At 29.8% G+C, this 22874-nt stretch carries 24 protein-coding genes; 17 read left to right on the top strand and 7 right to left on the bottom strand.

The features are described from left to right. Nucleotide 1: 1 nt before the first annotated feature. The 14 genes from OWK30_RS07965 (at nucleotide 2) to trpA (ending at nucleotide 11424) form a co-directional block, all read left to right on the top strand. Entirely contained in the window at nucleotides 2-322 is a 321-nt protein-coding gene (locus tag OWK30_RS07965; protein WP_423325314.1) for an STAS domain-containing protein, read from the top strand. 3 nt (nucleotides 323-325) lie between these two features. Then, a complete protein-coding gene (locus tag OWK30_RS07960; protein WP_423325313.1) occupies nucleotides 326-1744 on the top strand; it encodes an STAS domain-containing protein in 1419 nt (472 codons plus the stop codon). Further along, entirely contained in the window at nucleotides 1741-2577 is an 837-nt protein-coding gene (locus tag OWK30_RS07955; RefSeq protein WP_423325312.1) for a CheR family methyltransferase, read from the top strand. The genes OWK30_RS07960 and OWK30_RS07955 overlap by 4 nt, the downstream gene beginning before the upstream one ends. Nucleotides 2578-2604: 27 nt before the next feature. Continuing rightward, nucleotides 2605-2892 carry a hypothetical protein gene (locus tag OWK30_RS07950; protein ID WP_423325310.1) on the top strand — a complete coding sequence of 96 codons (288 nt, stop codon included), beginning with the start codon at nucleotides 2605-2607 and terminating at the stop codon, nucleotides 2890-2892. Nucleotides 2893-2894: 2 nt separating this feature from the next. Continuing rightward, the gene (locus tag OWK30_RS07945; RefSeq protein WP_423325308.1) at nucleotides 2895-3680 is read left to right on the top strand and encodes a PilZ domain-containing protein; all 786 of its coding nucleotides are present in this window, start codon (nucleotides 2895-2897) and stop codon (nucleotides 3678-3680) included. Nucleotides 3681-3691: 11 nt separating this feature from the next. Then, nucleotides 3692-4114: a DUF6115 domain-containing protein gene (locus tag OWK30_RS07940; protein ID WP_423325306.1), complete on the top strand. Its 423-nt coding sequence runs from the start codon at nucleotides 3692-3694 to the stop codon at nucleotides 4112-4114. Then, nucleotides 4104-4940, top strand: coding sequence for a hypothetical protein (locus OWK30_RS07935; RefSeq protein WP_423325305.1), 837 nt, complete (start codon nucleotides 4104-4106; stop codon nucleotides 4938-4940). The genes OWK30_RS07940 and OWK30_RS07935 overlap by 11 nt, the downstream gene beginning before the upstream one ends. Before the next feature lie 254 nt (nucleotides 4941-5194). Then, on the top strand, nucleotides 5195-6664 hold the full coding sequence (locus OWK30_RS07930) for an anthranilate synthase component I family protein (RefSeq protein WP_423325303.1): 1470 nt from the start codon (nucleotides 5195-5197) through the stop codon (nucleotides 6662-6664). Beyond that, nucleotides 6645-7208, top strand: a complete 564-nt coding sequence (locus OWK30_RS07925) for an anthranilate synthase component II (protein ID WP_423325301.1) — start codon at nucleotides 6645-6647, stop codon at nucleotides 7206-7208. Before OWK30_RS07930 ends, OWK30_RS07925 begins: the two co-directional genes overlap by 20 nt. After that, the gene (gene trpD / locus OWK30_RS07920) at nucleotides 7205-8197 is read left to right on the top strand and encodes an anthranilate phosphoribosyltransferase (RefSeq protein ID WP_423325299.1); all 993 of its coding nucleotides are present in this window, start codon (nucleotides 7205-7207) and stop codon (nucleotides 8195-8197) included. Before OWK30_RS07925 ends, trpD begins: the two co-directional genes overlap by 4 nt. Before the next feature lies 1 nt (nucleotide 8198). Beyond that, entirely contained in the window at nucleotides 8199-8951 is a 753-nt protein-coding gene (locus OWK30_RS07915; protein ID WP_423325297.1) for an indole-3-glycerol-phosphate synthase, read from the top strand. After that, nucleotides 8942-9493, top strand: coding sequence for a phosphoribosylanthranilate isomerase (locus OWK30_RS07910; RefSeq protein WP_423325295.1), 552 nt, complete (start codon nucleotides 8942-8944; stop codon nucleotides 9491-9493). The genes OWK30_RS07915 and OWK30_RS07910 overlap by 10 nt, the downstream gene beginning before the upstream one ends. Before the next feature lie 63 nt (nucleotides 9494-9556). After that, nucleotides 9557-10723 carry a tryptophan synthase subunit beta gene (gene trpB / locus OWK30_RS07905; RefSeq protein WP_423325293.1) on the top strand — a complete coding sequence of 389 codons (1167 nt, stop codon included), beginning with the start codon at nucleotides 9557-9559 and terminating at the stop codon, nucleotides 10721-10723. Continuing rightward, a complete protein-coding gene (gene trpA, locus OWK30_RS07900) occupies nucleotides 10720-11424 on the top strand; it encodes a tryptophan synthase subunit alpha (protein WP_423325291.1) in 705 nt (234 codons plus the stop codon). The genes trpB and trpA overlap by 4 nt, the downstream gene beginning before the upstream one ends. A gap of 48 nt (nucleotides 11425-11472) precedes the next feature. On the opposite strand, the gene OWK30_RS07895 is transcribed toward trpA, so the two are convergent. The 7 genes from OWK30_RS07895 to OWK30_RS07865 all read right to left on the bottom strand — a co-directional run bounded on the left by OWK30_RS07895 (nucleotide 11473) and on the right by OWK30_RS07865 (nucleotide 19836). Next, a complete protein-coding gene (locus OWK30_RS07895) occupies nucleotides 11473-12162 on the bottom strand; it encodes a response regulator (RefSeq protein ID WP_423325289.1) in 690 nt (229 codons plus the stop codon). A gap of 13 nt (nucleotides 12163-12175) precedes the next feature. Continuing rightward, on the bottom strand, nucleotides 12176-13495 hold the full coding sequence (locus OWK30_RS07890) for a CheR family methyltransferase (protein WP_423325287.1): 1320 nt from the start codon (nucleotides 13493-13495) through the stop codon (nucleotides 12176-12178). Then, a complete protein-coding gene (locus OWK30_RS07885) occupies nucleotides 13488-14516 on the bottom strand; it encodes a chemotaxis protein CheB (protein ID WP_423325285.1) in 1029 nt (342 codons plus the stop codon). Before OWK30_RS07885 ends, OWK30_RS07890 begins: the two co-directional genes overlap by 8 nt. Beyond that, nucleotides 14503-16617 (bottom strand): hybrid sensor histidine kinase/response regulator, encoded by a 2115-nt coding sequence (locus tag OWK30_RS07880; RefSeq protein ID WP_423325283.1) that lies wholly within the window; start codon nucleotides 16615-16617, stop codon nucleotides 14503-14505. The genes OWK30_RS07885 and OWK30_RS07880 overlap by 14 nt, the downstream gene beginning before the upstream one ends. Then, on the bottom strand, nucleotides 16610-18619 hold the full coding sequence (locus OWK30_RS07875; protein ID WP_423325281.1) for a methyl-accepting chemotaxis protein: 2010 nt from the start codon (nucleotides 18617-18619) through the stop codon (nucleotides 16610-16612). Before OWK30_RS07875 ends, OWK30_RS07880 begins: the two co-directional genes overlap by 8 nt. 9 nt (nucleotides 18620-18628) lie before the next feature. Next, complete coding sequence (locus OWK30_RS07870) at nucleotides 18629-19045, bottom strand: chemotaxis protein CheW (RefSeq protein ID WP_423325279.1); 417 nt, start codon at nucleotides 19043-19045, stop codon at nucleotides 18629-18631. 326 nt (nucleotides 19046-19371) lie between these two features. Beyond that, entirely contained in the window at nucleotides 19372-19836 is a 465-nt protein-coding gene (locus tag OWK30_RS07865) for an Hsp20/alpha crystallin family protein (RefSeq protein ID WP_423325277.1), read from the bottom strand. Between the two features lie 465 nt (nucleotides 19837-20301). Here OWK30_RS07865 and OWK30_RS07860 point away from each other — a divergent pair, with 465 nt between their 5' ends. The 3 genes from OWK30_RS07860 to OWK30_RS07850 all read left to right on the top strand — a co-directional run bounded on the left by OWK30_RS07860 (nucleotide 20302) and on the right by OWK30_RS07850 (nucleotide 22864). Further along, the gene (locus OWK30_RS07860; RefSeq protein WP_423325275.1) at nucleotides 20302-20562 is read left to right on the top strand and encodes a DUF4212 domain-containing protein; all 261 of its coding nucleotides are present in this window, start codon (nucleotides 20302-20304) and stop codon (nucleotides 20560-20562) included. 11 nt (nucleotides 20563-20573) lie between these two features. Continuing rightward, the gene (locus OWK30_RS07855; RefSeq protein ID WP_423325273.1) at nucleotides 20574-22382 is read left to right on the top strand and encodes a sodium:solute symporter family protein; all 1809 of its coding nucleotides are present in this window, start codon (nucleotides 20574-20576) and stop codon (nucleotides 22380-22382) included. Nucleotides 22383-22501: 119 nt separating this feature from the next. Further along, nucleotides 22502-22864 (top strand): hypothetical protein, encoded by a 363-nt coding sequence (locus OWK30_RS07850; RefSeq protein ID WP_423325271.1) that lies wholly within the window; start codon nucleotides 22502-22504, stop codon nucleotides 22862-22864. The last annotated feature ends 10 nt before the right edge of the window (nucleotides 22865-22874 follow it).

Genomic DNA, 22874 nt, shown 5'->3' with positions numbered 1-22874 from the left:
GATGTATGAAGTGAAGGATGTTTCCGGTAAGAAAGTTGTTTACCTGACAGGGGAAATCAATGCACAGACAGGACAGATAATGAAAAATGAAGTGTTAAAGTTATTCAATGATGTGGACACGGTTATACTTTCATTTAAAGGGGTTGTATATATGAACAGTTCGGGACTTAGAGAGATTATAGATTTATATAAACAGAGCAACAAGAATAAAAAAAGCTTAAAGATTTGTGATTTATCAGCTGATTTAAAGGAAATGTTTTCTTTTACAGGTTTAGATAAAGTTTTTAAGATTTTTTCTACTGAAAAAGATGCTTTGAGGTAATGTATGTCATATAAGCTGGATAAAAAGGATGGTGTTTTAAAGGTAATTTTAAGTTCAGATATTAGTTTAAGTGATTTTAAAGGTATTAAAGAGGAATTGAAATCTTATGATAACGTTAAAGAGGTAAGGCTTGATTTAAAAAATTGTGAATATATTCAAAGTAAAGAGTTGGCTGGATTTGTGCAGTTAAATAAATTTTGTAAAGAAAAAAATATAAGTTTCATATTAGTAAATGTTAATGAAAGTATCATTCAGCTTTTAGAGCTGACAAATTTACTTACAATTTTCAAAATTGAGCAAGATTTTACTTCTTATACTCCTGAAGAATTGATTGGTTTTTTTGATGATGTTGAGCTATCAGATAAAGTGTCAGATTTTATTGCAGAAAATTATAGTGATAGCTATAAAGTTTTGATGAAAAATTTAATCATAAGTGATGATCCTATTCTAAAAGAATATGCAATTTTAACAGTGGGAAAAGCTCATGATTACGATTTCTTGGAGGATATTAGAGCTGCACTGAGAGATGAGGTAGGAAATGTGGTAAAAGCAGCAATAACTGTTTTGGGTTGGTTGCAAGATTTTGATTCTAAAGAAGAAATATACCCCTTTTTGAATAGTGAATTTGTAGATGTGGCTGAGGCTGCAGCTGCTACAATAGCTTTGTTAGCAGATGACGATGATGCTGAGAGATTAGCTAAGCTATTGGAAAAAAAAGATGAAAGATTAAAGAAGATTGTAATCCAAGCGCTTACACTCATAAATGATGATAAATGTTATGATATAGTTAAAAGGGAGTTAGAGGTAGAAAAAGATGAACAGCTTATTGCTTATATTGTGAAAATGTTATCTTTTTTTAATAGAAAAGAAGTTGAAGATATTTTAATTAATTATTTGTCACATGATTCAAATATTGTCAGAGAAGCTGCAGCATCATCACTCGTTAGGATAAATGCCGTATCTAAAGTAGATGATATTTTAAGAAAAGTAACAGATCCTGATAGTATGGTGGGGTATTTTTCAACAAAAGCTGTGGGTGAACTTTGCAAAGATAAAAAATGTGCTGATTATTTGATGAGAGTTTATCATGAGGTATCTGATAATGTAAAATTAGCCATCATTGAGGCTCTTGGTAAAATGAGTGTTGACTGTTCAGATTTTTTATATCAAGCACTTTCTGAAGATAATGAGGACATTAGAAAAGAAGCGCTTAATTCACTCTATTTGGTATTGGGAGATAAAGTTGGGAATATTGCATTAGATTGCTTAAAGGATGAAAGTTGGCTAGTTAGATATAAGGCTGTAGAAATTCTCGGGAAAATTAATATTGCTAATTTAGAGAAGATTTTGAATGATCACTTAAAAAGGGAAAGTAGCAAATTTGTGAAAGAAAAAATATACTTAATTTTGGGAGAGTTATGATTAATACAGGAATAATTAAGATTAAGGACGATGAATTTTTAGAAATTACTGAGCTAATTTATAAGCATTCAGGAATTTACTTTACTCAAAACAAAAAATATTTGTTGGAAAACAGATTGTCAAGATTGCTTCATGAGCATAATTTTACATCCTTTAAGGATTATATTTATTATCTTAAATATAATTCTAGAGGAAAGAGTGAGTTAGAAAGGTTGATAAATTTAGTAACAATAAATGAAACCTATTTTTTTAGAGAAAAAGGACAAATAGATTATTTGGTAGATAAAATTATTCCTTCTGAAATTCAAAAGGGGAAAAGAAGCTTTAAAATTTTGTCGGCTGCTTGTTCTACTGGAGAAGAACCGTATAGTATCGCAATGGCATTAAAAGAGAAAATGCTTGATACTAAAGCAAGATTTGATATTATTGGTGTGGATATAAACACAGATGTTATTAAGACTGCTCAGGAAGGTATTTTTCGTTCTGTATCATTTAGAGGTGTAGATCCTAAAATTATTGCAAAGTATTTTAAAAAAGATGGATTCAATTATTATTTAACCAATGATATTAGACGTATGGTTAGATTCATGCAGGGTAATTTGACTGAAAGAACTATGTTTATAAAGATAGGTAAATGTGATGTCATTTTTTGTAGAAATGTGTTGATATATTTTGATGTAGAAACAAAAAAGAAGGTAATTGAGCATTTTTATAATTCATTGAATATTCCTGGTTATTTATTTTTAGGCCATTCTGAGACAATGAATAGACTTAGTGATAAGTTTGAAATGAATAATTTTAGAACAGGTATTGTGTACATAAAAAATAAGTGAGTAAAAAATGGGATAGGTCCAAAAGATTTGCAACATGTAATAGGCAAGGCTAGTTTCCCTGAGAAAGTACAGGAGGTCCTTGATAAGAGTAGTTTTAATAAATACGGTTTTGTTTCTAAAGAATTTATAGAAGGTAATTTAGTTAATTTATCAGTTATTTCAGATATCAAAAAGATTGAAATGTCAATAATTGATAGTAGAAAAAGTGTTAAAAAGTTTTTAAAAGGTAAATCTAAGGATAAAAAGATAATGAATAAAAAAAGAAAATCTATTTTAGAAGAAGAAGTTGGTAAAATAATAGATACAGAGGGTTAAGTATGAATAAAGTTGTTTTAAAGATTTATCAACCAGAAGATGTAAAAACTGTTTATGCGATGTTTGTAGATGAAAAGAACTTTGGTATAAAATCAAATAGTTTAAGTGAAGATTTATTTATGGATTCGCTGAAGATTAATGCGTTGTGGTATGAAGGTGATGTATTGGTTGGTGCTGATGTAGAATATGTGAGAAAAGATAAAGATATATATTATTTTAAAATAACATCAAAGATTGCAAAAGGACTAAAAAGGGAGCATTATCGTATCGACTATAAAGGTAATTACTACATAAAACTGATAGATATGGATTCTGTTAGTGAGTTTAAGAGATTGATAGATAGAAAGAGTATTCAAGCAAAAACAAAAATGTCAAATAAAATAAAAAACATTATCCAAAAAGAAACTACAAACATGCAATATGTTCTTAGGTTTTTATTAGAAATTGATTTAAAATTAGATACAATTCTTGAGATGATAGGGGATAAAGAGGTGGACTTGGATTTTATGTTGGTTGATGCAATAGATATTAGCGGTGGAGGTATAAGTTTTTTTTCAACTGAGCAAATTGACAAAGATCTATACTTATATATAGAAGGTGATATTAGAGAGGCAATGAATAGGGTTACGTTTTATGCTTTAGGCAAAGTAGTCACAGAATTTAAAACTCCTAAAGGGTATATATATGGTGTTGAGTTTAAATATATAGATCATGAATTAAGGGAAGATATAATAAGATTTGTTTTTGAAAAAGATAGGGAGCTAATTAAAAGGGCGTTACAGAGTTGATGAGGTAATATGTGAATTATAATTTGATTTTAATAATTGCTTTTTTGTTGATAGGTATTTTATATGTTTTTGTTTTTATATTATTGATCAAGTTGAAATCTATTGAAAAAAAGTTGATAGATGTATCCTATGAGGATGTGCAAATTATAATTAATGAGCTAAAAGAATTATTAGTTGAGAGTGAAAGGGTATCAGAGCAAATTGATAATAATCTTAAAGAAAAAGAGGCTTTACTTGAAGATCTTGTTGATCTTATTGATGCTAAAATTAATAGGTTGGAAGTGATTTCCTCTTCAGTTCCTTCAGAGAAAGATTTAAAATCTCAAATAATAGCTCTTTATAAAAGTGGTAAAAACGTGTCTGAGATTGCAAAAGATTTAAATATATCTGTTACAGAAGTTAATCTTGTTTTAAAATTGCTCTATGAAAATTGAGAACAGTAATCTCTCACATATTCTCAGTAAAGAACTACCTCCGTTGAAAAAAGGTGAAGTAGTAAATGTAAAAATAATAAGATTAATTGATAAAAGGCAGTTTATAGTAAGTATTAAAGGGAAGCTTTTAAAAGCTATGATTAATTCTGAGATTACTTTATCTAAATTCAAAGCTGAAGTTATAAAAACAGAGCCATTTTTAGAGCTGAAAACTGTAAAAGAGCCGGTTCAAAACCTTGACGTAATGTTTTTAAAAAAGATTGCTGTAAGATTTAGTAAAGATGAGATTTTTAATTTTCTAAGATCTTTTACACACTTTAATTTAAAAAAGCTAGACAAAGAAGAAATAATGAAATTAATAAAGGATAGCGGTTTGTTTTTTGAAAAGAAGATTGCTGATGGTGAGGATGTGTCTAACAATGTGAAGGGGCTTATTTATAAAGATAATAGTAACTTAAAAGATATGTTTTTGAAGTTACAGGTAAATCTTTTAATGCATGGTGAGATTTTTTTGCCCTTTAAATCATTAGAGTATGGCATAGAGGATGGAGAGATTAAAATAAAAAAAAGTAGAGATTGCTTTTATGTTACTATAAAAACAACTTTTTCCAAACTTGGGACAATAATGGTTAAACTAAGAGAATTTCAAGGGGAAATAACAGGTACTATATTTACAGAAAGTAGGTTTAAGGGATTGATAAATCAAATAAATGTTGAAAATGTTAGATTAAGTTGGAAAGAGCTTAAAGAGGAAGAAATAGAAAAAGAATTTGATTTCGATTCAATGTTAATATCAACTTTAGGGCATTTTGAGACGATTGCATAAAAAAGTTCTTTACAAATGAAAAGTATGTTGTTATATTTTACATATGATGAGTTCAATATTTTTTAACGCTAATTTAGCATCAAATTTTAAAGCTTGGTGGTGGACAGCATTGGATAAGTAGGCTGTTCACCATAGATGTGCGATTAAGAGGGCCGTGTGGTGGACAGCCACACGGCCCTTTTTGGTATACAGAGTTTAAGGGCCGTGGGATGAAAAATCTCACGGCTTTTTTTTTTTGAAAACTGGAGGTTGAAATGATAAACATTACTTTTGATGAATTTAAGAAATTGTCAGAAAAATACACTCATATTCCCATTGTCAGGGAAATTGTGGGAGATATTTATACTCCCATTTCGCTTCTTAGAAATTTTTCCAATGAGAAATTTTTATATCTCTTAGAAAGTGCGAACATTGATAAGAGTTTTTCAAGATTTACATATTTTGCAAAAAGGCCTGAAAAAGTGTTACTGTTTCAAAAGGGGAAACTTATTGAAGTTGGAAATGGTAAAAAAAGCGAGATTTTTTTAAATCCCATTGATTACCTAAATTATGAGATGAATGCATTTAATGGGATGAGGGATGAAAATATTGGAGATTTTTGCGGTGGTTATGTAGGTTTTTTTGGATATGAGATGATAAACTATATGGGAATTTTGCGCAAAAAAATAAAGGAACCTGATGAGTTACTTATGGGACTCGCATTGATAAATGAGTTTTATGTTTTTGATAATCATTTAAATAAATTTTATGCTGTTTCAGTGATAAAGACAGATTTAGATCTGGAAGAAGCTTACCGAATAGGACTGGGTAAAACCATTGAGATGGTGGACGAGCTTCATAGGGTAAACTTTGACCTGTCAAACTCAGATGAAATCATCTCTATAAAGAAGGATTTTGATAAGGAGGATTTCATAGAAATTGTGGAGAAAGTGAAGAGGGAAATAATTGACGGTGAAGCAATACAGATTGTTATATCAAATAAATATGAAGTAGAAGGATTTATAAATCCCATTAATTTTTACAGAGCATTACGCAATATAAACCCTTCGCCATACATGTTTTTCTTTAAATTTGAAGATTATATTGTATGTGGTTCATCTCCAGAAATTCATCTAAAAATCAAAGATAATAAAGCAATTTTAAAACCCATTGCAGGCACTTATCCTGTGGAAAAAGATATAAAGTCTGTAAAAAATAGTCTTTTGCATGATGAAAAAGAAATTTCAGAACACCTTATGCTTTTGGATCTTGCAAGAAATGATCTTTATAGCGGTTGTTATCCAGAAACGGTAAAAGTTAATTCTGCTTTTATCCCTGAGGTATATTCCCATGTGGTGCATATAGTTTCAGAAGTGGAGGGAGTGAAAAAGAAAGAAATAAGCAATCTTGATTTATTTATCAGGACGTTTCCCGCTGGCACAGTTTCAGGTGCTCCAAAGGTGAGAGCTATGGAGTTGATAGATGAGTATGAAAGGAGTGCAAGGGGGTTTTATGCAGGATGTGCCGGATATTTCTCTTTTGCAGGGGATATGGATACGTGCATTACCATCAGAAGTGCTGCTTTCCTGAAAGGGAAAATGGTACTTAGAGCTGGAGCAGGTATTGTGTATGACAGTGTGCCTGAAAAGGAATTTTATGAGGTAGAAAACAAGCTAGGGGCTTTGTTTAAAGCAATAGAAGTAACAAAAAATATGGAGAGTGGTCATGTTTTTACTGGTAGATAATTATGACTCTTTTACTTACAACCTTTTTGCACTTTTTAAAGAGGCAGGTGTTGATCTTGATGTGATAAAAAATGATGAATTTAGGGATGCATCAAATTATGAAGGGATAATTATTTCACCTGGGCCATCAAATCCTCAAAATTCTGGTTTTTCAATGAAATACATTGAGGAATATGCCGGGAAAAAGCCTATCTTTGGTGTCTGTCTTGGTATGCAGTGTATTGCTTATTATAAAACCGGGATAATTCGCAGTGCTAAGACTATTATGCATGGGAAGATTGATGAGATAGTTAAAACTAATGACTCAAGGATTTTGAAGGGGTTGCCTGATAGATTTAAATCTGTGCGTTACCATTCTCTGGCTATAGAAGTAAGTGAGCAGTTTGTCTGTGCAAGGGCATTATCTGATAATGAAATTATGGCCATAGAGTTTAATGAAGAAAAGCTCTATGGAGTTCAGTTTCATCCAGAATCTATCAAAAGTGAGTATGGCTTACAACTTATTAATAATTTTATAAAAATATGTAGGGAGGATGTAACATGAATGAAATTATAAAAAAAGTATATAGTGGGCAAAAACTTACTGAGAATGAAGCATTATTATTTTTTGATTCAATAATGACTGGCAGTTTAAGTGATGCTCAGATAGGTGGAGCATTAATAGCTATGAAAATGAGAGGGGAAAGTGCTGATGAGATTTTTGCAGCGGCTAAAGTATTAAACAAATATAAAGTTAGATTTGAACACAGTAAACAAAGATGTATTGATACATGTGGGACTGGTGGTGACGGTAAAAGTTGTGTGAATGTGTCATCAGCAGTGGCTATTATACTTTCGTCCATGGGATATTCTGTAGTAAAGCATGGAAACGTGGCTATAAGTGGTAGAGTAGGTTCTGCAAATATTTATGAGTCTTTTGGTATTCCAGTGAAAATGGTGCTTGATGAAGCCAGAAGGTTTTTTGATAACCACAATTTTGTTTTTCTTTTTGCACCAAATTTCCATCCTGCAATGAAATATGTTGCCCCAATAAGAAAGGATTTGATGGTGCCCACAATTTTTAATCTTTTAGGACCTTTAGTTAATCCAGCAGAGCCAGAATACCAGATTATAGGTGTGGGAGATTTTTCTAAATTGGAAATTTATGCTGAGGCAGTAACAAGGTTTAAGAATAGGAAATTTATAGTTTATTCATCAAAAGATGGATATGACGAAGTTTCAACAAAGGATATGACAATCTGCTACAAGATTGTTAATGGGGTGGTCGAGCACTTAACCGTTAACCCTGAGGAGTTTTTTGAGCCTTTTGATATGCCTTGTGTGAGGGATGAAGTTGAAGCAAAGAGACTTTTTCTTAATGGAATAACTGGAGAAGATGAAAACGTGGCCAAACTTTTTGCACTCAATACTGCCCTTGCTCTTCATCTTTTAGAAGATATAGATTTGAAGAGTGGATATTTGAAAGCGTATGAAAAAATAAAAAGTGGTGAATGTTACAATAAGATGAAAATGCTATCAGCTGTTGAGGTATAGCATGTTTTTAAAAAAAATTTATGAGCTTAAAAAAGCTGAAGTAAAAAAACTTAAAAAGGGGGTAGGGGAAAGATTTAAAGAGGTTATCCCTTTTGAAAGATTTCTTTCTGATAGAAGGATTATTGCTGAGGTGAAGCAAGCTTCTCCGTCACTTGGTGAAATAAAGAAGGTGGATGTAAAAAGACAGGCTAAGTTGTATGAAAAAGGTGGTGCAGCAGCTATTAGTGTACTAACTGATAAAAATTATTTTAACGGTGATTTCAAATTTTTAAAAGAAATTTCTAGTGCGGTAAATTTGCCAATTCTTTGTAAAGATTTTATTGTTGATGAGGTTCAGATTGATTTGGCTTATGAGTATGGAGCTGATGTAATTTTGCTAATAGCTTCGATGTTAGAAGGTGATGAACTGAAAAGATTGTTTGAATATTCTAAAAAATTAGGTTTAGAAGTATTGGTAGAAATACATAAATATGAAGAACTTATTAAATTAGAGAACCTTGATGTTAAATTTATGGGAGTCAATAGTAGGGATTTGACTACTTTGAGGATAAATAAAAATAGAGCAATGGAAACATTGTCCAGGATAAAAGGTAATTATATTAAAGTAGCTGAAAGTGGGATTGAGACAAAAGAAGATATTATAAGATTTAAAGAAGCTGGAGCTGATATGTTTCTAGTGGGTACATCACTAATGAAAAGTGATAATCCAGTAAAGCTGCTAAATGAATTATCTGCGGGGTGTTTATGTTTGTAAAAGTATGTGGTATAACAAATTTTATTCAGATTGACTGGGCAGTGGAGTTAGGTTTTTCTGCTATTGGTATAGTTTTATATCCAAAAAGTAAAAGATATATTGATAGTAATTTTGCGAAAAAATTAAGTGCTTATGCAAGAGGAAAAATACTCACAGTATGTGTAAGTCTCACTTATGATGAAGTGAAAGATTGTGTTGCTTTGTTTGATTATGTACAGATTTATGAGTATAAAAAAGTTAAAGGTTTGATATATGCTTCTAGCACAGAACCTCTTTGTAAAAATTATGATTATTTTTTGTATGATTCAAGTATGGGGAGAGGTGTTTTTAACGAAGATGTTCCTGAATGGATATATAATTATAAAGAGAAACTGATTTATTCTGGTGGTCTTGATGAAAAAAATGTTCGTAACGTGATAGATAAAATTAAACCTTTCGGTGTAGATGTATCGTCATCTGTTGAAAAATCTCCAGGTGTCAAATGTTTTAATAAGATGAAAAGATTTATTGAAGCATGTAAAAGCGTTGTTGCAAAAGATTAGTGGATAGAGACTGTAATAAGTTTTACTATTTTTAATAGTTGTAAAAAGGTATAGAGGTGGAAGATGGAAAAATTATTTTATGGAGAGTTTGGTGGTCAGTTTGTAGCAGAAACCCTTATTCCTGCTCTTGATGAACTTGAAGAAGCTTTTTTTAAGATAAAGGATGATATAAATTTTAATAAAGAATTAGATGCCTTATTAAAAGATTTTGCAGGTAGACCAACCCCTGTGTATTTTGCAGAAAATCTATCTAATAAATATGACATAAATATTTATTTGAAAAGAGAGGATTTGCTTCATACAGGTGCTCATAAGATTAATAATACTCTTGGTCAGGCTCTCCTTGCGAAATTTATTGGGAAGAAAAGGGTTATTGCTGAAACTGGAGCAGGGCAACATGGTGTAGCCACGGCTACAGTTTGTGCTCTTTTAAATCTTGAATGTACTGTCTATATGGGTAGTATCGATGCGCAGAGGCAGGCTGTAAATGTGGAAAGGATGAAGATGCTAGGTGCTGAGGTAAGAGTGGTAGATGAGGGGAGTAAAACTTTGAAGGATGCTGTGAGTGCTGCTCTTAGAGATTGGGTTAGCAGTGTGGATAATACACATTATCTCATTGGCTCAGCAGTGGGGCCATATCCATTTCCTGAAATAGTGGCTCATTTTCAATCAGTAATTGGTAATGAAGCAAAAGAATACTTTTTTACAAAAGGGGTTATGCCTGATGTTGTGGTGGCCTGTGTGGGTGGAGGAAGTAATGCCATAGGTATTTTTAGAGGTTTTATGGATGATAAAGATGTGGAGTTGATAGGGGTAGAAGCAGGTGGTATTTCTGATGAGCCTGGAAAACATGCTATGAGTATTAGAAAAGGGAAAAAGGGAATTTTTCAAGGTAGTCTCTCTTATGTGATTCAGACAGATGAAGGGCAAATTGCAAAGGTTCATTCAATTTCTGCAGGGCTTGATTATCCTGGGGTGGGTCCAGAGCATGCATATTTAAAGGAGGCTGGTAGAGTGAAATATGAATGTGTGAGAGATGAGGAAGCTCTCAAAGCATTTTTTGAGCTGACAAAGAATGAAGGGATTTTACCTGCTTTGGAATCGAGTCATGCTATTGCATACGTTCTTGAAAATCATAAAAAATTTAAAGGTAAAAATGTGTTGATAAATCTTTCGGGAAGAGGGGATAAAGACTTGCATATTATACATGAGGTAAAGGAGCTGATATGAAAGGTGTATATATTGTTTTGAATTATCCAGATAAAGAGAATTTTAGAAGAATTTATGATTATTTGATTAATTGTAATTTAATAGATTTTATTGAAATTGGTTATCCTTTCAATGACCCTGTAGCTGATGGTTCAGTGATAGCTGAGGCTGTTGAAAAGGTTTATGATAAAGTTAGTTATAACGATTTGAAGGATATATTGAAAATCCCATGCAATAAAAAAAGGTATGTAATGACTTATGCTAATATTATATATAACTATGGTATAAAGAAATTTTGTGAAGAGTTTTTATCCAACTTAAATGGTGTAATTATTGCTGATTTACCAAATCGTATGCATACAATTTTTAAGAGGATGGGTTTTAGTATAAAAATTACTCCGTTTATAACACCAGCTAGTAGACTGGTAGATATTGAAAAATTAAAAGAAAGTGATTCAGATTTTATATATTATGTTGGGGTAAAGGGAACAACTGGTACATTTGTAGATAGTGATAAGAGTTTAAATGAGGAGAAAGTGAGGCTTATAAAAGAGATTACTGGGAAAAAAGTTGTGTATGGCTTTGGAATAAAAAGTAAAGACGATGTGACACGAGTGTTAAAATTTGCAGATGGTGTAGTAATTGGCACTGAAATTGTGAGAAGACAACCAAGTTATAAAAGTGTTAAATCATATATAGAGAATATTTATAAAATGCTTTAAAATGCAATACTTTCAATCAGAAAAATGTATTTTTAACAGTAAGAAGAGTTATTCATCATTATCTAATGATAAGTCAAAGATATGCATATCTCCTACATATTTCATGAGTCTGTATTTTTTTAGAGAAGACAACTTGTCTACAATTTTTGAAATTTTTGCAGTAGAATCTTCGCACATTTTCAGATATTTATCTATAGTTTTTAATGCTTCTGGGTGCTGCGTTTCTAAAAGAGTTCTTATTATTTCAAATCCCATAGTTAACACTGTTAGTGGTTGATTAAAATGATGAGCAATACCTCCTCCAAGTTGTAAGGCTACTTTATCCCTTTCATATCTTAGTAGCTCTTCTTCCATTTCTTTTGAACGCAAAATTCTTTTTACTCTAGCAAGTAGCTCGTTTTCATAAAATGATTTTAATATATAATCATCAGCTCCTCTTTCAAAAGCTTCATCAATTGCTTCAGCATCAGCTTTTACTGTAAGAATAATAATAGGTATCCTTTTTAAGTTTTCATCTTCCTTAATTTCAGATAATACTTCAAAACCACTTTTTTCAGGCATGAGTAAATCTAGTAATATTAAGTCCACAGGATTTTCACGTATAAAATTTAACCCTTCATCTGAGTTTTTAAAGCCGTAGAAATTGCATTCAAGGAATTTCTTGAGTTTTTTTTCTAAGTTTATTAATACAGATTCTTCATCATCAATGGCAACAATGTGTTTTTTCTTAAATGTCATGTTACACCTCATCTCATTTGTAAGATTTAGAACTTATATGATTTAAAATTATTTTTTTTATTGCATTTTTGTTAACTAATGACTCAAATATACTATTAATATAAAAAAATTTCAATGAAAGTGTAAAAAATATTTTTGCATTTTCTAAATCTCCTAATGCCTTAAGTGAAAGAGCTTGATAAAAGTAATATATATAATCATCTTTTAACATTGTAGCTTTTCTAAAGTTATCAAGAGCATTTTTGTAATCATTTTTAAGATAATATTTCATACCAATCAAAAAGAAATATTCGTCATCATTCAATGTGAATTTGAATTCTTTTATTTTTTTCTCTAAATTGTATATATCTCCAGTATCTATGTATATTACAAGTTCTTCTAGATTTGAATTCTTTACGTCTTTAGACGACTCAAAAGATATATTATGTAAATAGTTTAAAGCATCATCTTTTTTGTTTGATAGTAAAAGAGCATTTAAATTTTTTTTGATTTTTTTAAAATTTATAGAATGTTTTTGTCTATTAAATGTGATATCAGTAATATTACTAGATTTCTTATAAACAAATGTATTTTGAATGTTTAGAGGAGTGAAACCTAATGAATTTAGTAAAGTAAACTCTCCTGGAGCTAAAAATAAATAACCATTTTCAACTAATGAGTCATTTATAAATCGTTTTAATATGTGGGTGATATTTTCTTGTGAAAAGTATATTAAGACATTTCTGCATAGAATGATATGACAGTTTGAGAAAAAAGGATCATGTAATAGGTTGTGTCTTTTGAAATTTACCATTTTTTTTATATTTTCACTTAAATAGTAAATATTATTTTTTTTGGTAAAATAAGTATTTAAAACATTATTAGCAAGGTTTCTAATATGCCACTTTGAAAATTCACCATTTTCGGCTATATTAAGGGCTTCTCTGTCGATATCTGTACCTATGATTGTAATTCTATCTTTGAGATGGGGATATCTTTTGTCTATTATCATAGCAATAGTGTAAGGCTCACACCCTGTTGAACAGCCAGCAGACCAGATTGTTATGGTATTATAGTTTTTAGAAATATCAGGGATTATTTTTTCTTCGATAAGTTTAAACTGATTTTCATGTCTATAAAAAAATGTTTCGTTAATGACAAGAGACTCTATAATTTCTTCTAATAGATTCATGTTTTTCAAAGATTCTTCGATTATTTCATCAACTGTTGTTATTCTTTTTTCAGCAATTCGGTTTAAAATTGTAAGTAAATTGGATTCGTAAAAACTGTAAACTCTAAAACCACTTACATTTTCTATTTTTTTACAGAGTATGTTGAAAAGAGTTTTATCCATTTAGTAATACCTTGTTTAAGGATTGTAATTCAAATATATTATCACATAATCCAGCATCTATTACTGATTTGGGCATTGTATCAATCAAAGCTTCTTTGGGGGATTGACAAAACACTTTTCCTCCATGTTTTTTTACGGCTTCGGCACCTTTTAATCCATCTGAACACATTCCGGAAAATATTGCAAATATGATTTTTTCCTTAAAAACTTCAGAGATACTAATAACAAAAGGATCAGCAGGTGGAGAATAAAGGTCTGTTTTTAAATGAGGCCTGGTGATAAATTTTGTAAATAATGTTTTTTTTATGGTGGTATGAAATTTTGGATGGAGAACGTATAAACAATCTTTTATTTCAAAAGGGATATCTAAGTTTACTGATATTACTTCTTTGTTGGTTTTTGAGCGTAACCAATCTATATAACCTTCAAACATTATTGGCTCAATATGTTGTATTAACACAAATGGTAAAGGAATTACTTCTATTTGTTTTAAGATATCAGGTATCATTTTTGGACCACCCGTAGACATGGCAAAAATGATAATCTTAGAAGAATCTTTTTCAAAAGGCTCAGGTATTATAATTTCATGTTTGTGTTTCTTCCCCTTGTTTTTGTAATTTGGTAACCTGTTTTTCACGATAAAAGCATTTTTTATTTTTCTCAGTAGAATTTTCGAAAAATTTTCATCTATGTTTTCAGGTTTATTAATTACATCTATGCAATAGTTGTATATTAGATCAAAAGCTTCTTTGATTATATAATTGTCTAAAGAAGTGAGAATAATAATAGGCAATCCAAATTGTTCGAAAATAATTCTTGATGCTTTTTCACCATCCATAACTGGCATATCAAGGTCCATAAATACTACATCTATTGTTTCTTTTTTGCATATTTCTATAGCTTCTTTACCATTTTCAGCTGTGAAAATTTTGTTTATTTCTTCATATTTCGAAAGTAACTCTTTAATTGTTTCTCTAACAAAAAGGGAATCATCTGTTAATAAAATATTAATGTTGAACACCTATTAGACTCCTTATTTTGTCTAAAAATTCTTCTTCGGAAAATTTATTTTTTGTTATGAAAAAGTTTGCACCACATTTTAGTCCTTTATTGATGCTTTCTTTGTCTGATAGAGTAGATATGAGTATTATAGGAATGTTTGGATTTCTTATACCGGTTCTAATATTTTTTGTCAGAGTAAACCCATCCATTTCTGGCATTTCTATATCAGATATTATAATTTTTATATCTTCCCTATTACTGAAGATATTCAGAGCTTCTTTTCCATTTGTTGCTTCAATAACGTCAAAACCAGCCGTTAATAAAATATGTTTTTCAAGTTCTCTTGTGGCAAACGAGTCTTCTACAAGTAAGACTTTAGGTCGTTCTTTTGTGTCATCTATAGTAGTTTGTCTCATAGGTGTTGTTTGGTTGATTTTTTCATATAGATAATCGATATCTATTAATGGAATAACTGATCCATCAAAATTTGCTATGAAATGGGAATAGGTTTTTAAATTTTCAATAAGTCCACTATATTTATATATTTTCATTTTTGAATTTGTTTTTATATCTTTAGCTGTAATACCAAAGGTTTTGCCACGGTAATCTATGAAAATAATAAAATTATTTAAGTCATTTTCACAATTTAAAATATCAGAAGTATAAGAGAATTTATAAGCGTTATTGTTTACTGTGTAAAGCATTGTATTGTTACTGTAGATAATTCTTGATTCATCAAAAGTTATTATTGATTTGATATGATTTAAAAAAAGTGCGAAATCTAAATTTGCGTATTTAAATATTAAGACTTCAGTTTCCATAAAACTAACAGGAAAAATGAGTGAAAATTTTGTAAATAAGCCAGGTTTATAATCAATTTCTATTTTACCTCCTATTTTATTCATAACCTCTTTAACAATGCTTAACCCTTCTCCTCTACCTGAGATGTTTGTAGTATTATTTTTAGTAGAAAAGGAAGGTTGAAAAATCAGATAAATCAGTTCTTTGTCACTCATTTCACCCACTTCATATCCTAGAGACTTAGCTTTATTTCTTATTTTTTTTATGTCAATTCCTCTACCATCGTCTTTGATTGTAATTTTTGCGTAATTCTTATCAGCTAAACATTCAATTTCAATTGTACCTTTTGGATTCTTGTTTTTCTTGATTCTTTCACCAGGTGTTTCCAGACCATGGTCAATACTGTTTCTTATTAAATGAATAAGGGGTTCTTGTAATTTCAGCAATATATCTTTATCAAATTTAATTTCTTCTCCTTTAATAATAATATCTGCCTCTTTGCCAAGTTCTGCAGCTAATGTTTTAGCACTTTCTTTTAAAGTATCCGTGATTTCTTTGAATTTTAGCATTTTAAAAGAGAGAGCATTTTCATGATTTATTCTACAATTTGTTTTTATTTCAGTAATTATTTTTTCTAGGTCGTTTGAGAGTTTATTAAGTTTAATTTCATTTGTTTTAATAATGTTTTGGATGAAGTTTTTATATTTTTCGTCACCTATATTTGATTTTAAAGATTTAAGGTTATTAAGCATTGATTCAACTAATGAAACTATATCATTCTTCAAAAGAGATAAATTTTCAGATTTAGATATCATATTGTAAAGACTTTGTAGGTGTTGGTTTAGCTCTGTTTCATGTATTTTGTATATATGTTGTTTTAATAAACTCTTGTTTTCTTCATCAAAAGGGAAATATGTTGTTTTGTCATGATCTGTAGTACTGTAAGATGAGAAATCTTGCATTTTTAAAATCTCTTTTGTTAGACTTTCAATTTCTTCATCAGCTACGTTATCAATGTCACTTAGTATAGAGATAATTTTATCAGATACCGAGTACAGAAAATTTATAAAATTACTATTAATTTTATTGGGAGAATTATTTATTTGTTTTACTTTTTCCTCAATAACATGAATAAGGTTAGAAAAAGTTTTGTAGCCCATCATTCTAGATGAACCTTTTAATGTATGAAGATATCTAGCTATAAGTTCTAGGTTGCTTTTTTGATGTTTAGGATCAAGCAACTTGCTGGTAGCAGATTTGATATTTACTGCATTATCTATGCTTTCTGAGAGGAAAAGTTCTTTCAATCTTTTATTCATTATCTACCTGTTTCATAATCTCTCTTAATTTGATTATATTTTCTGATATTATATTTGCTGAATCTTTAGTTTCTTCACTAGACTTTGTAATATCAGTTATTGCTTGAGAGATATCTTTTGTTGTAGCTGTTATATCATTTAGCCCGATTGTGTGATCTTTGAAGGATTCTGTAATGTCAGTTATGTTGACAGCTATTTTTGATACCGAATCTTTATTTTTCATTATAAGGTTCTTTAACGGTTCAAAATAATCTTTTGAATGAAGAATATTTTTTAAAGCTTCTTCAGTAGTCATAGTTGTTTTATTAATGCTTGTGATTATATCATTTACCATTTTTTTGATGTCAGATGATGTGGACTCTGCTTTATTAGCTAGTTGCTTTACTTCTTGTGCTATAATTGTAAATTTACCTGATTCGTTTTCAGATTTTGCTGCTTCAATGGCTATATTAATTGCAAGAATTTTTGTTTGGTTGGCAATATCGAAAATGCTGTCCACAAATGAAGTAATACTATAAGCTTTTTCAGTTAAACCAGCAATTTCATTTGATATAAAAGAAGCAGATTGATTTATTTTGTCAATAACTTTTTCAAATTCCAATAGTTTATCAGTACTTTCATAACTGGTTTCTTCAATATTTTCTATAAGCTTTCTCATTTTTTCTAAAGATATATCAAGATTTTTCACAACGTTTCTTATTTCGTCAAGTGCTGAGCTAATTTCTGAAAGTGCTGAGCTTTGTTCTGAAAGAGAAGATGATGTATTTAGTACTGTAGATTTAAGTTCGTTTGATATAGAGGTTAGTTCGTATATAGTGGGTTCTATTTTTTCAATATTTGATTTCAATTTATTATACTTTTTAGATATAAATTCAATTTTATTTTTAAAATCTGTTACATCTGTTATGATAATTAAAATATTATTTTCAGGAGTTGTTTTCTTGCGAAGTAAAAAGCTGCTATTATTAAATTGAAATTCAGTGTTATCTTCCAAATTATCAATGATATTTAAGAAGTTATTAAAAGACCTGTTTTTTAAAAGTTCTTTTTTTCTATCTAGTTCAACACTAAAATATTTATAAACATAATCTGATGCAAAAATAATCTCATTTTTCAAGTTTTTCAATAAAACAATATTTGTGGAGATTTTAATAATATTTTTGAAAATATTTTTTTCCTGAACTTCTTTGCTTATTTCGTTGGCAAAGTTTTCAAAGATATTTCTGAGTTCATTTGGTAGAGTTTTAATATCAATATCATTAATCTTCTTATTTTGCAAAGATATTAGCATAGTGTATAATTTGTCGATTTCTGATTGGTAATTTTTTAAGTAATTAACTATACTCCATAAACCTAATGATAATATCGAAGCAATGACTAAAACAAATAAAAATGTTTTATTAAAAATACTTACACCATTTTTGATGATTATTTGATTGTTAAATGTGTAATATTTGTTTTTTTCTACTGGTTGATCAGGATCATTGATACTCTGATGTATTGGATAAAAAATAAGATTATTGTTTGTGATATCGATTTCTTGTTTAATGACGTATAATGTTTTTTCATCTAATCTATAGAGAGTGTTTATTTTTAGTTTGTTTATTGTACCTGTGACAGCTGTAACTGGTTTGCCTATGATAAGATCATTGTAAATAAAAGATTTTTTTGTTACAGGTGTTGTTTTTATTTCATTTATAGTTTGTATAGGAATAAAATTATCGTCATTATTTTTTATAAGTTTTACAATTTTGTAATTTTCTGAGGGTTTAAAATTTTTAAGACTATTTTTAATAATTGATTTTAAAATAACAAGATTTTCTGTTTCTTTTGATTTTATCATATTGTTAAGTTTTATTGATTCAATTTGGATGTGAGTATCAAATTTGTTTTTAAGATATTTATAAAAATATGTAGATGATACTAATAAGAAAAATAATGAAAATAATATATAGATATATATCACTCTGTTTAAGTATTTAATAGTGTTTTCTTTGTTCATTTAAGCCTCCTATTCGTTAATTTTCATTTCAGATGCTTGAAAAAGCATAAAATAATCTAGTAAAAAATGATTCATATTATTACAGAGTAAAATTTTATTTTTGTTTAAAAATGAAATATTTGTAATATTTTCACTCTTTATGATTTGATAGTTAGTGGTAGTGTCAATTTTTTCTACTGCAAATGATAGAATAATATTGTTTTTAGAGAAAAAAAGTAAATAATTGGTATTAAATCTGTTTATATTAAAAAAATGAGCTAAATTATAGATAGGTACAATTTGTTCGTTAAAAACGGTGAAAGATAACAGTTGTGGAGGCAAATTAGGAAGTTTTTTAATGTTTGAAATAGACATAGATTTATAGATGTATTTTAATTCTATAGCAAAACCTATGTTGTTTATGTAAAATAAAGATATCGCATCCATTAAAAGTATTATACATAAAATAATTAATAATGACAATAGTTTTGGTAGATAATATTTTTATGACTGTTTGGTTTAAATGTAAAAGATTACAAAGTCTGGAAAACTAGTTTGAAGTGTTACTTTCTATGAATAAAATATTGTGTATCTATATTTTTGAAAAGATATTATAGCGTATATTTATAACTGCTTGTCAGAATGCAAAAATATATTAATTTCGAATATGATTTTTAAATTACTTTATTATAAATATGGTCTAACATTGAAGATTTTCAATCATATTGATAGTAAAATAGAAAAAAAAGAGGCCAATAGGCCTCTTTGATAGTTTACTCTCCGACTTCAATTTTTACTGTTTTTTCTTTTTCTTCTTCTGCTTTTGGTAGCTTTATTTCAAGTACACCATTTTTAAATTTAGCCTTAACTTTATCAGATTGAACTTTCTTAGGAATTTGTATTTCTCTCAAAAAGCTGCCAAAAACTCTTTCTTTTCTATAGTAATTTTTATCTTTTTCTTCTTTCTCTTCTTTTCTTTCACCTTTTATTGTTAATATATTGTTTGTTAGGCTGACTTCGATGTCTTTTTCAGATAGACCTGGTAAATCAGCTTTTATTATAAATGCGTCTTTTGTTTCAGCAATATCGATGTCAGGTATAAACTTAGCAACATCATCAAGTGTTTTTGGTACTTTGAAAAAGTCGTCAAAAAGCTTGTTAATTTCTTCTTGAAATGTTAGTAGTTCTCTGAATGGACTTGTTACTGCAGGTTTGTTACCTCTCCACCTTTCTAACATAGCCCACCTCCTGATCTTTATTTTAATTTCTAATAAATAAAATATAGTTGAGTTAGTTTATGTCAAGTTTTTTTATTGCTATGACTAATAAATTTTTTATGTAGAAATTATAATGATTCTATGAGATAAAGATAAAAAAATAAAAAAAGGTTATGAAAAATTATATTGGTATCAACAGTGAATATAACAATGTAATAAAAATACTTTTTGATAATATTTTTAATATCAATAAGTTATGCTCTATTGCATACTGTATATTGTATACAATATACAGTATGTGCAAACAAAGTCTTTCTTGAGAGTATTTAATGGTTGACAATATTAAAACAATGTATTAAATATTAGACGGGTTATGTGGATGATAATTTAAAAATTAGGAAAGGAGGTGAGATAGGAAAGTAAGTTTGATATATCTTTAGTTTGTATTTTTAAATGTTTTTCTAAGATTTTAAAGTGAGGTGAAGTATGGTCGATAGGGAAAAATTAGAAGCTTATTGGAAGAAAAATCTGTCTTTAATAAGAAATGTATTAATTGTGTGGTTTTTAGTATCTTATTTAGCAGGAATACTTTTAGTTGATGTATTAAATACTATTAAGATTGGCGGGTATCCTCTCGGATTTTGGTTTGCACAACAGGGCTCAATATATGTATTTGTCGCTTTGATATTCATTTATGCTAAATTAATGGGTAAAATAGACGAAGAATTTGACGTCGCAGAAGATTAAGGAGGATGTCCATGAGTTTACAAACAACAACATATATAATCGTAGGTCTTACTTTTGCTCTTTATATAGGTATTGCTATTTGGTCAAGAGCTGGTAGTACTAAAGAATTTTATGTAGCTGGTGGTGGAGTACACCCTGTATTAAATGGTATGGCTACAGGTGCTGACTGGATGTCTGCAGCTTCATTTATATCAATGGCTGGTCTTATTGCATTTATGGGGTATGGTGGATCACTTTTCCTTATGGGTTGGACTGGTGGTTACGTTTTACTTGCCATGTTATTAGCTCCTTACTTAAGAAAATTTGGTAAATATACAGTTCCTGACTTCTTTAAAACTCGCTATTATTCAGATGGAGCAGCTATCGTTGCAGTTTTATGTTTGTTAATAGCTTCAACAACATATATTATTGGTCAGATGACAGGTGTTGGTGTTGCATTTTCAAGATTTTTAGGAGTATCTAATACAACGGGTGTAATAGTTGGTATGGCGATTGTTTTTATGTATGCTGTTTTTGGTGGAATGAAAGGTATTACTTACACTCAAGTTGCTCAGTATTGTGTATTAATTTTGGCTTATACTATACCAGCAATTTTTATCTCATTACACCTTACTGGTAATCCTATCCCACAGCTTGGGCTTGGTTCTAAATTTTCTGGGACAGACATGTATCTTTTAGACAAATTAAATCAAGTTGTTACTGAACTTGGTTTTTCTGAGTATACTACTGCTCCTAGAATTAGCAAGCTTAATATGTTTGTTTACACTTTGTCTTTGATGATTGGTACAGCAGGTCTTCCTCACGTTATTATACGTTTTTTCACAGTACCAAAAGTTAAAGATGCTAGAAGTTCTGCTGGATGGGCACTTGTATTTATTGCTATTCTTTATACAACTGCACCAGCAGTTGCTGCGATGGCTAGACTTAATCTTCATGCAACTATTAATAAAGCTGTTGTAGCTGCTGGAGATATTTTTGCTCCAGAAAGTAGTATAAAATATGATGATCGTCCAGATTGGTTTAAACGTTGGGAAGTAACTGGTTTGCTAAAATTTAAAGATAAAAATGGTGATGGGCGTATACAATATTATAATGATAAAAGTAAAGATAAGAATTTTATTGCTAAGACTAAAGAAGCAGGTTGGAATGGTAATGAATTATATGTTAACAGAGATATAATGGTTTTGGCAAATCCAGAAATTGCAAATCTTCCTAACTGGGTAATTGGTCTTGTTGCAGCTGGTGGTTTAGCTGCTGCATTATCTACAGCTGCTGGATTGTTACTTGCAATCTCTTCAGCAATTTCGCATGATCTCCTTAAAAATATGTTTATGAAAGATCTTTCTGATAAAGGAGAGCTTTTAGCGGGAAGGATAGCAATGGCTTGTGCTATTGTGGTAGCTGGATATTTAGGTCTTAATCCACCAGATTTTGCTGCTGGTACTGTTGCTATTGCGTTTGGTCTTGCTGCTAGTTCTATTTTCCCTGCATTAATGATGGGGATTTTTAGTAAGACAATGAACAGGCAAGGAGCTATAGCAGGGATGATTGCAGGTATTGGTGTTACAATGTTCTATGTGTTTGGATATAAAGGTATCTTTTTCATAAAAAGTACAGCTTTTTTCCCAAGTCCAGCTGAAACCGGAGGTTATTTATTCTTTGGTATAGAACCTAATGCTTTTGGGGCTATTGGTGCTTTGGTAAACTTTATTGTGGCTTTTATTGTTAAAAATATGACAGAAAAAGTACCGGAAGATATTGCAGAGATGGTTGAAAGTGTTCGTTATCCTAAAGGTGCTGGAACTGCAGTTGAACATTAAAAATGTAATAATGGGGTGTTTGTAAAGCTTCCTCGTAATGAGGAAGCTTTATTTTCTTTTGCATATAAATTGATAATCTATGCAGACTAAGCTAAAATGAATATCAATAAGGAGTGTTTATGCCTGATATAATAACAACTATGAATTGGATTTTATTTCTTGCATTATTCCCTTTATCATTTGTATGGTTGAAAAACGCATATAAGATTTTTATAAAGAAAGATTTTACTAACGTTGCAGTGAAGAAAGGAGAGCTACCACCAAACCCTAAAAAGTGGGCACCTTACGTTGGATTATTGAACCTTTTTGCAGGTTTAGCTTTAATTTGGGCTATTTTTGGGGTAGTACTATTTGCTTATCCTTATAACCTTTGGACAGGAATAGCTAGTGTGACAATATGGTTTAAAGTAATAGGGGAATTTATCATTAAACAACACGCTCATCCGATAAGTTTTAATAAGAAAAAAGTTTTGAAAGGATGATAGCTGACAA

Source organism: Deferribacter abyssi (assembly GCF_049472655.1).
In the GTDB taxonomy this organism is placed as follows: Bacteria; Chrysiogenota; Deferribacteres; order Deferribacterales; family Deferribacteraceae; genus Deferribacter; species Deferribacter abyssi.
The sequence above is the reverse complement of the archived record's forward strand: the minus strand, read 5'-3'. Positions and strand labels throughout refer to the sequence as shown.

Excerpts from the sequence above, each read along its gene's own strand:
- trpD (WP_423325299.1), top strand. The coding sequence starts at position 7,205 with ATGAATGAAATTATAAAAAAAGTATATAGTGGGCAAAAACTTACTGAG.
- OWK30_RS07965 (WP_423325314.1), top strand. The coding sequence starts at position 2 with ATGTATGAAGTGAAGGATGTTTCCGGTAAGAAAGTTGTTTACCTGACA.
- OWK30_RS07915 (WP_423325297.1), top strand. The coding sequence starts at position 8,199 with ATGTTTTTAAAAAAAATTTATGAGCTTAAAAAAGCTGAAGTAAAAAAA.
- OWK30_RS07935 (WP_423325305.1), top strand. The coding sequence starts at position 4,104 with ATGAAAATTGAGAACAGTAATCTCTCACATATTCTCAGTAAAGAACTA.
- OWK30_RS07855 (WP_423325273.1), top strand. The coding sequence starts at position 20,574 with ATGAGTTTACAAACAACAACATATATAATCGTAGGTCTTACTTTTGCT.
- OWK30_RS07875 (WP_423325281.1), bottom strand. The coding sequence starts at position 18,619 with ATGAACAAAGAAAACACTATTAAATACTTAAACAGAGTGATATATATC.
- OWK30_RS07945 (WP_423325308.1), top strand. The coding sequence starts at position 2,895 with ATGAATAAAGTTGTTTTAAAGATTTATCAACCAGAAGATGTAAAAACT.
- OWK30_RS07850 (WP_423325271.1), top strand. The coding sequence starts at position 22,502 with ATGCCTGATATAATAACAACTATGAATTGGATTTTATTTCTTGCATTA.
- OWK30_RS07960 (WP_423325313.1), top strand. The coding sequence starts at position 326 with ATGTCATATAAGCTGGATAAAAAGGATGGTGTTTTAAAGGTAATTTTA.
- trpA (WP_423325291.1), top strand. The coding sequence starts at position 10,720 with ATGAAAGGTGTATATATTGTTTTGAATTATCCAGATAAAGAGAATTTT.
- OWK30_RS07895 (WP_423325289.1), bottom strand. The coding sequence starts at position 12,162 with ATGACATTTAAGAAAAAACACATTGTTGCCATTGATGATGAAGAATCT.
- OWK30_RS07880 (WP_423325283.1), bottom strand. The coding sequence starts at position 16,617 with ATGAATAAAAGATTGAAAGAACTTTTCCTCTCAGAAAGCATAGATAAT.
- OWK30_RS07865 (WP_423325277.1), bottom strand. The coding sequence starts at position 19,836 with ATGTTAGAAAGGTGGAGAGGTAACAAACCTGCAGTAACAAGTCCATTC.
- OWK30_RS07870 (WP_423325279.1), bottom strand. The coding sequence starts at position 19,045 with ATGGATGCGATATCTTTATTTTACATAAACAACATAGGTTTTGCTATA.
- OWK30_RS07925 (WP_423325301.1), top strand. The coding sequence starts at position 6,645 with ATGTTTTTACTGGTAGATAATTATGACTCTTTTACTTACAACCTTTTT.
- OWK30_RS07955 (WP_423325312.1), top strand. The coding sequence starts at position 1,741 with ATGATTAATACAGGAATAATTAAGATTAAGGACGATGAATTTTTAGAA.
- trpB (WP_423325293.1), top strand. The coding sequence starts at position 9,557 with ATGGAAAAATTATTTTATGGAGAGTTTGGTGGTCAGTTTGTAGCAGAA.
- OWK30_RS07910 (WP_423325295.1), top strand. The coding sequence starts at position 8,942 with ATGTTTGTAAAAGTATGTGGTATAACAAATTTTATTCAGATTGACTGG.
- OWK30_RS07890 (WP_423325287.1), bottom strand. The coding sequence starts at position 13,495 with ATGGATAAAACTCTTTTCAACATACTCTGTAAAAAAATAGAAAATGTA.
- OWK30_RS07860 (WP_423325275.1), top strand. The coding sequence starts at position 20,302 with ATGGTCGATAGGGAAAAATTAGAAGCTTATTGGAAGAAAAATCTGTCT.
- OWK30_RS07930 (WP_423325303.1), top strand. The coding sequence starts at position 5,195 with ATGATAAACATTACTTTTGATGAATTTAAGAAATTGTCAGAAAAATAC.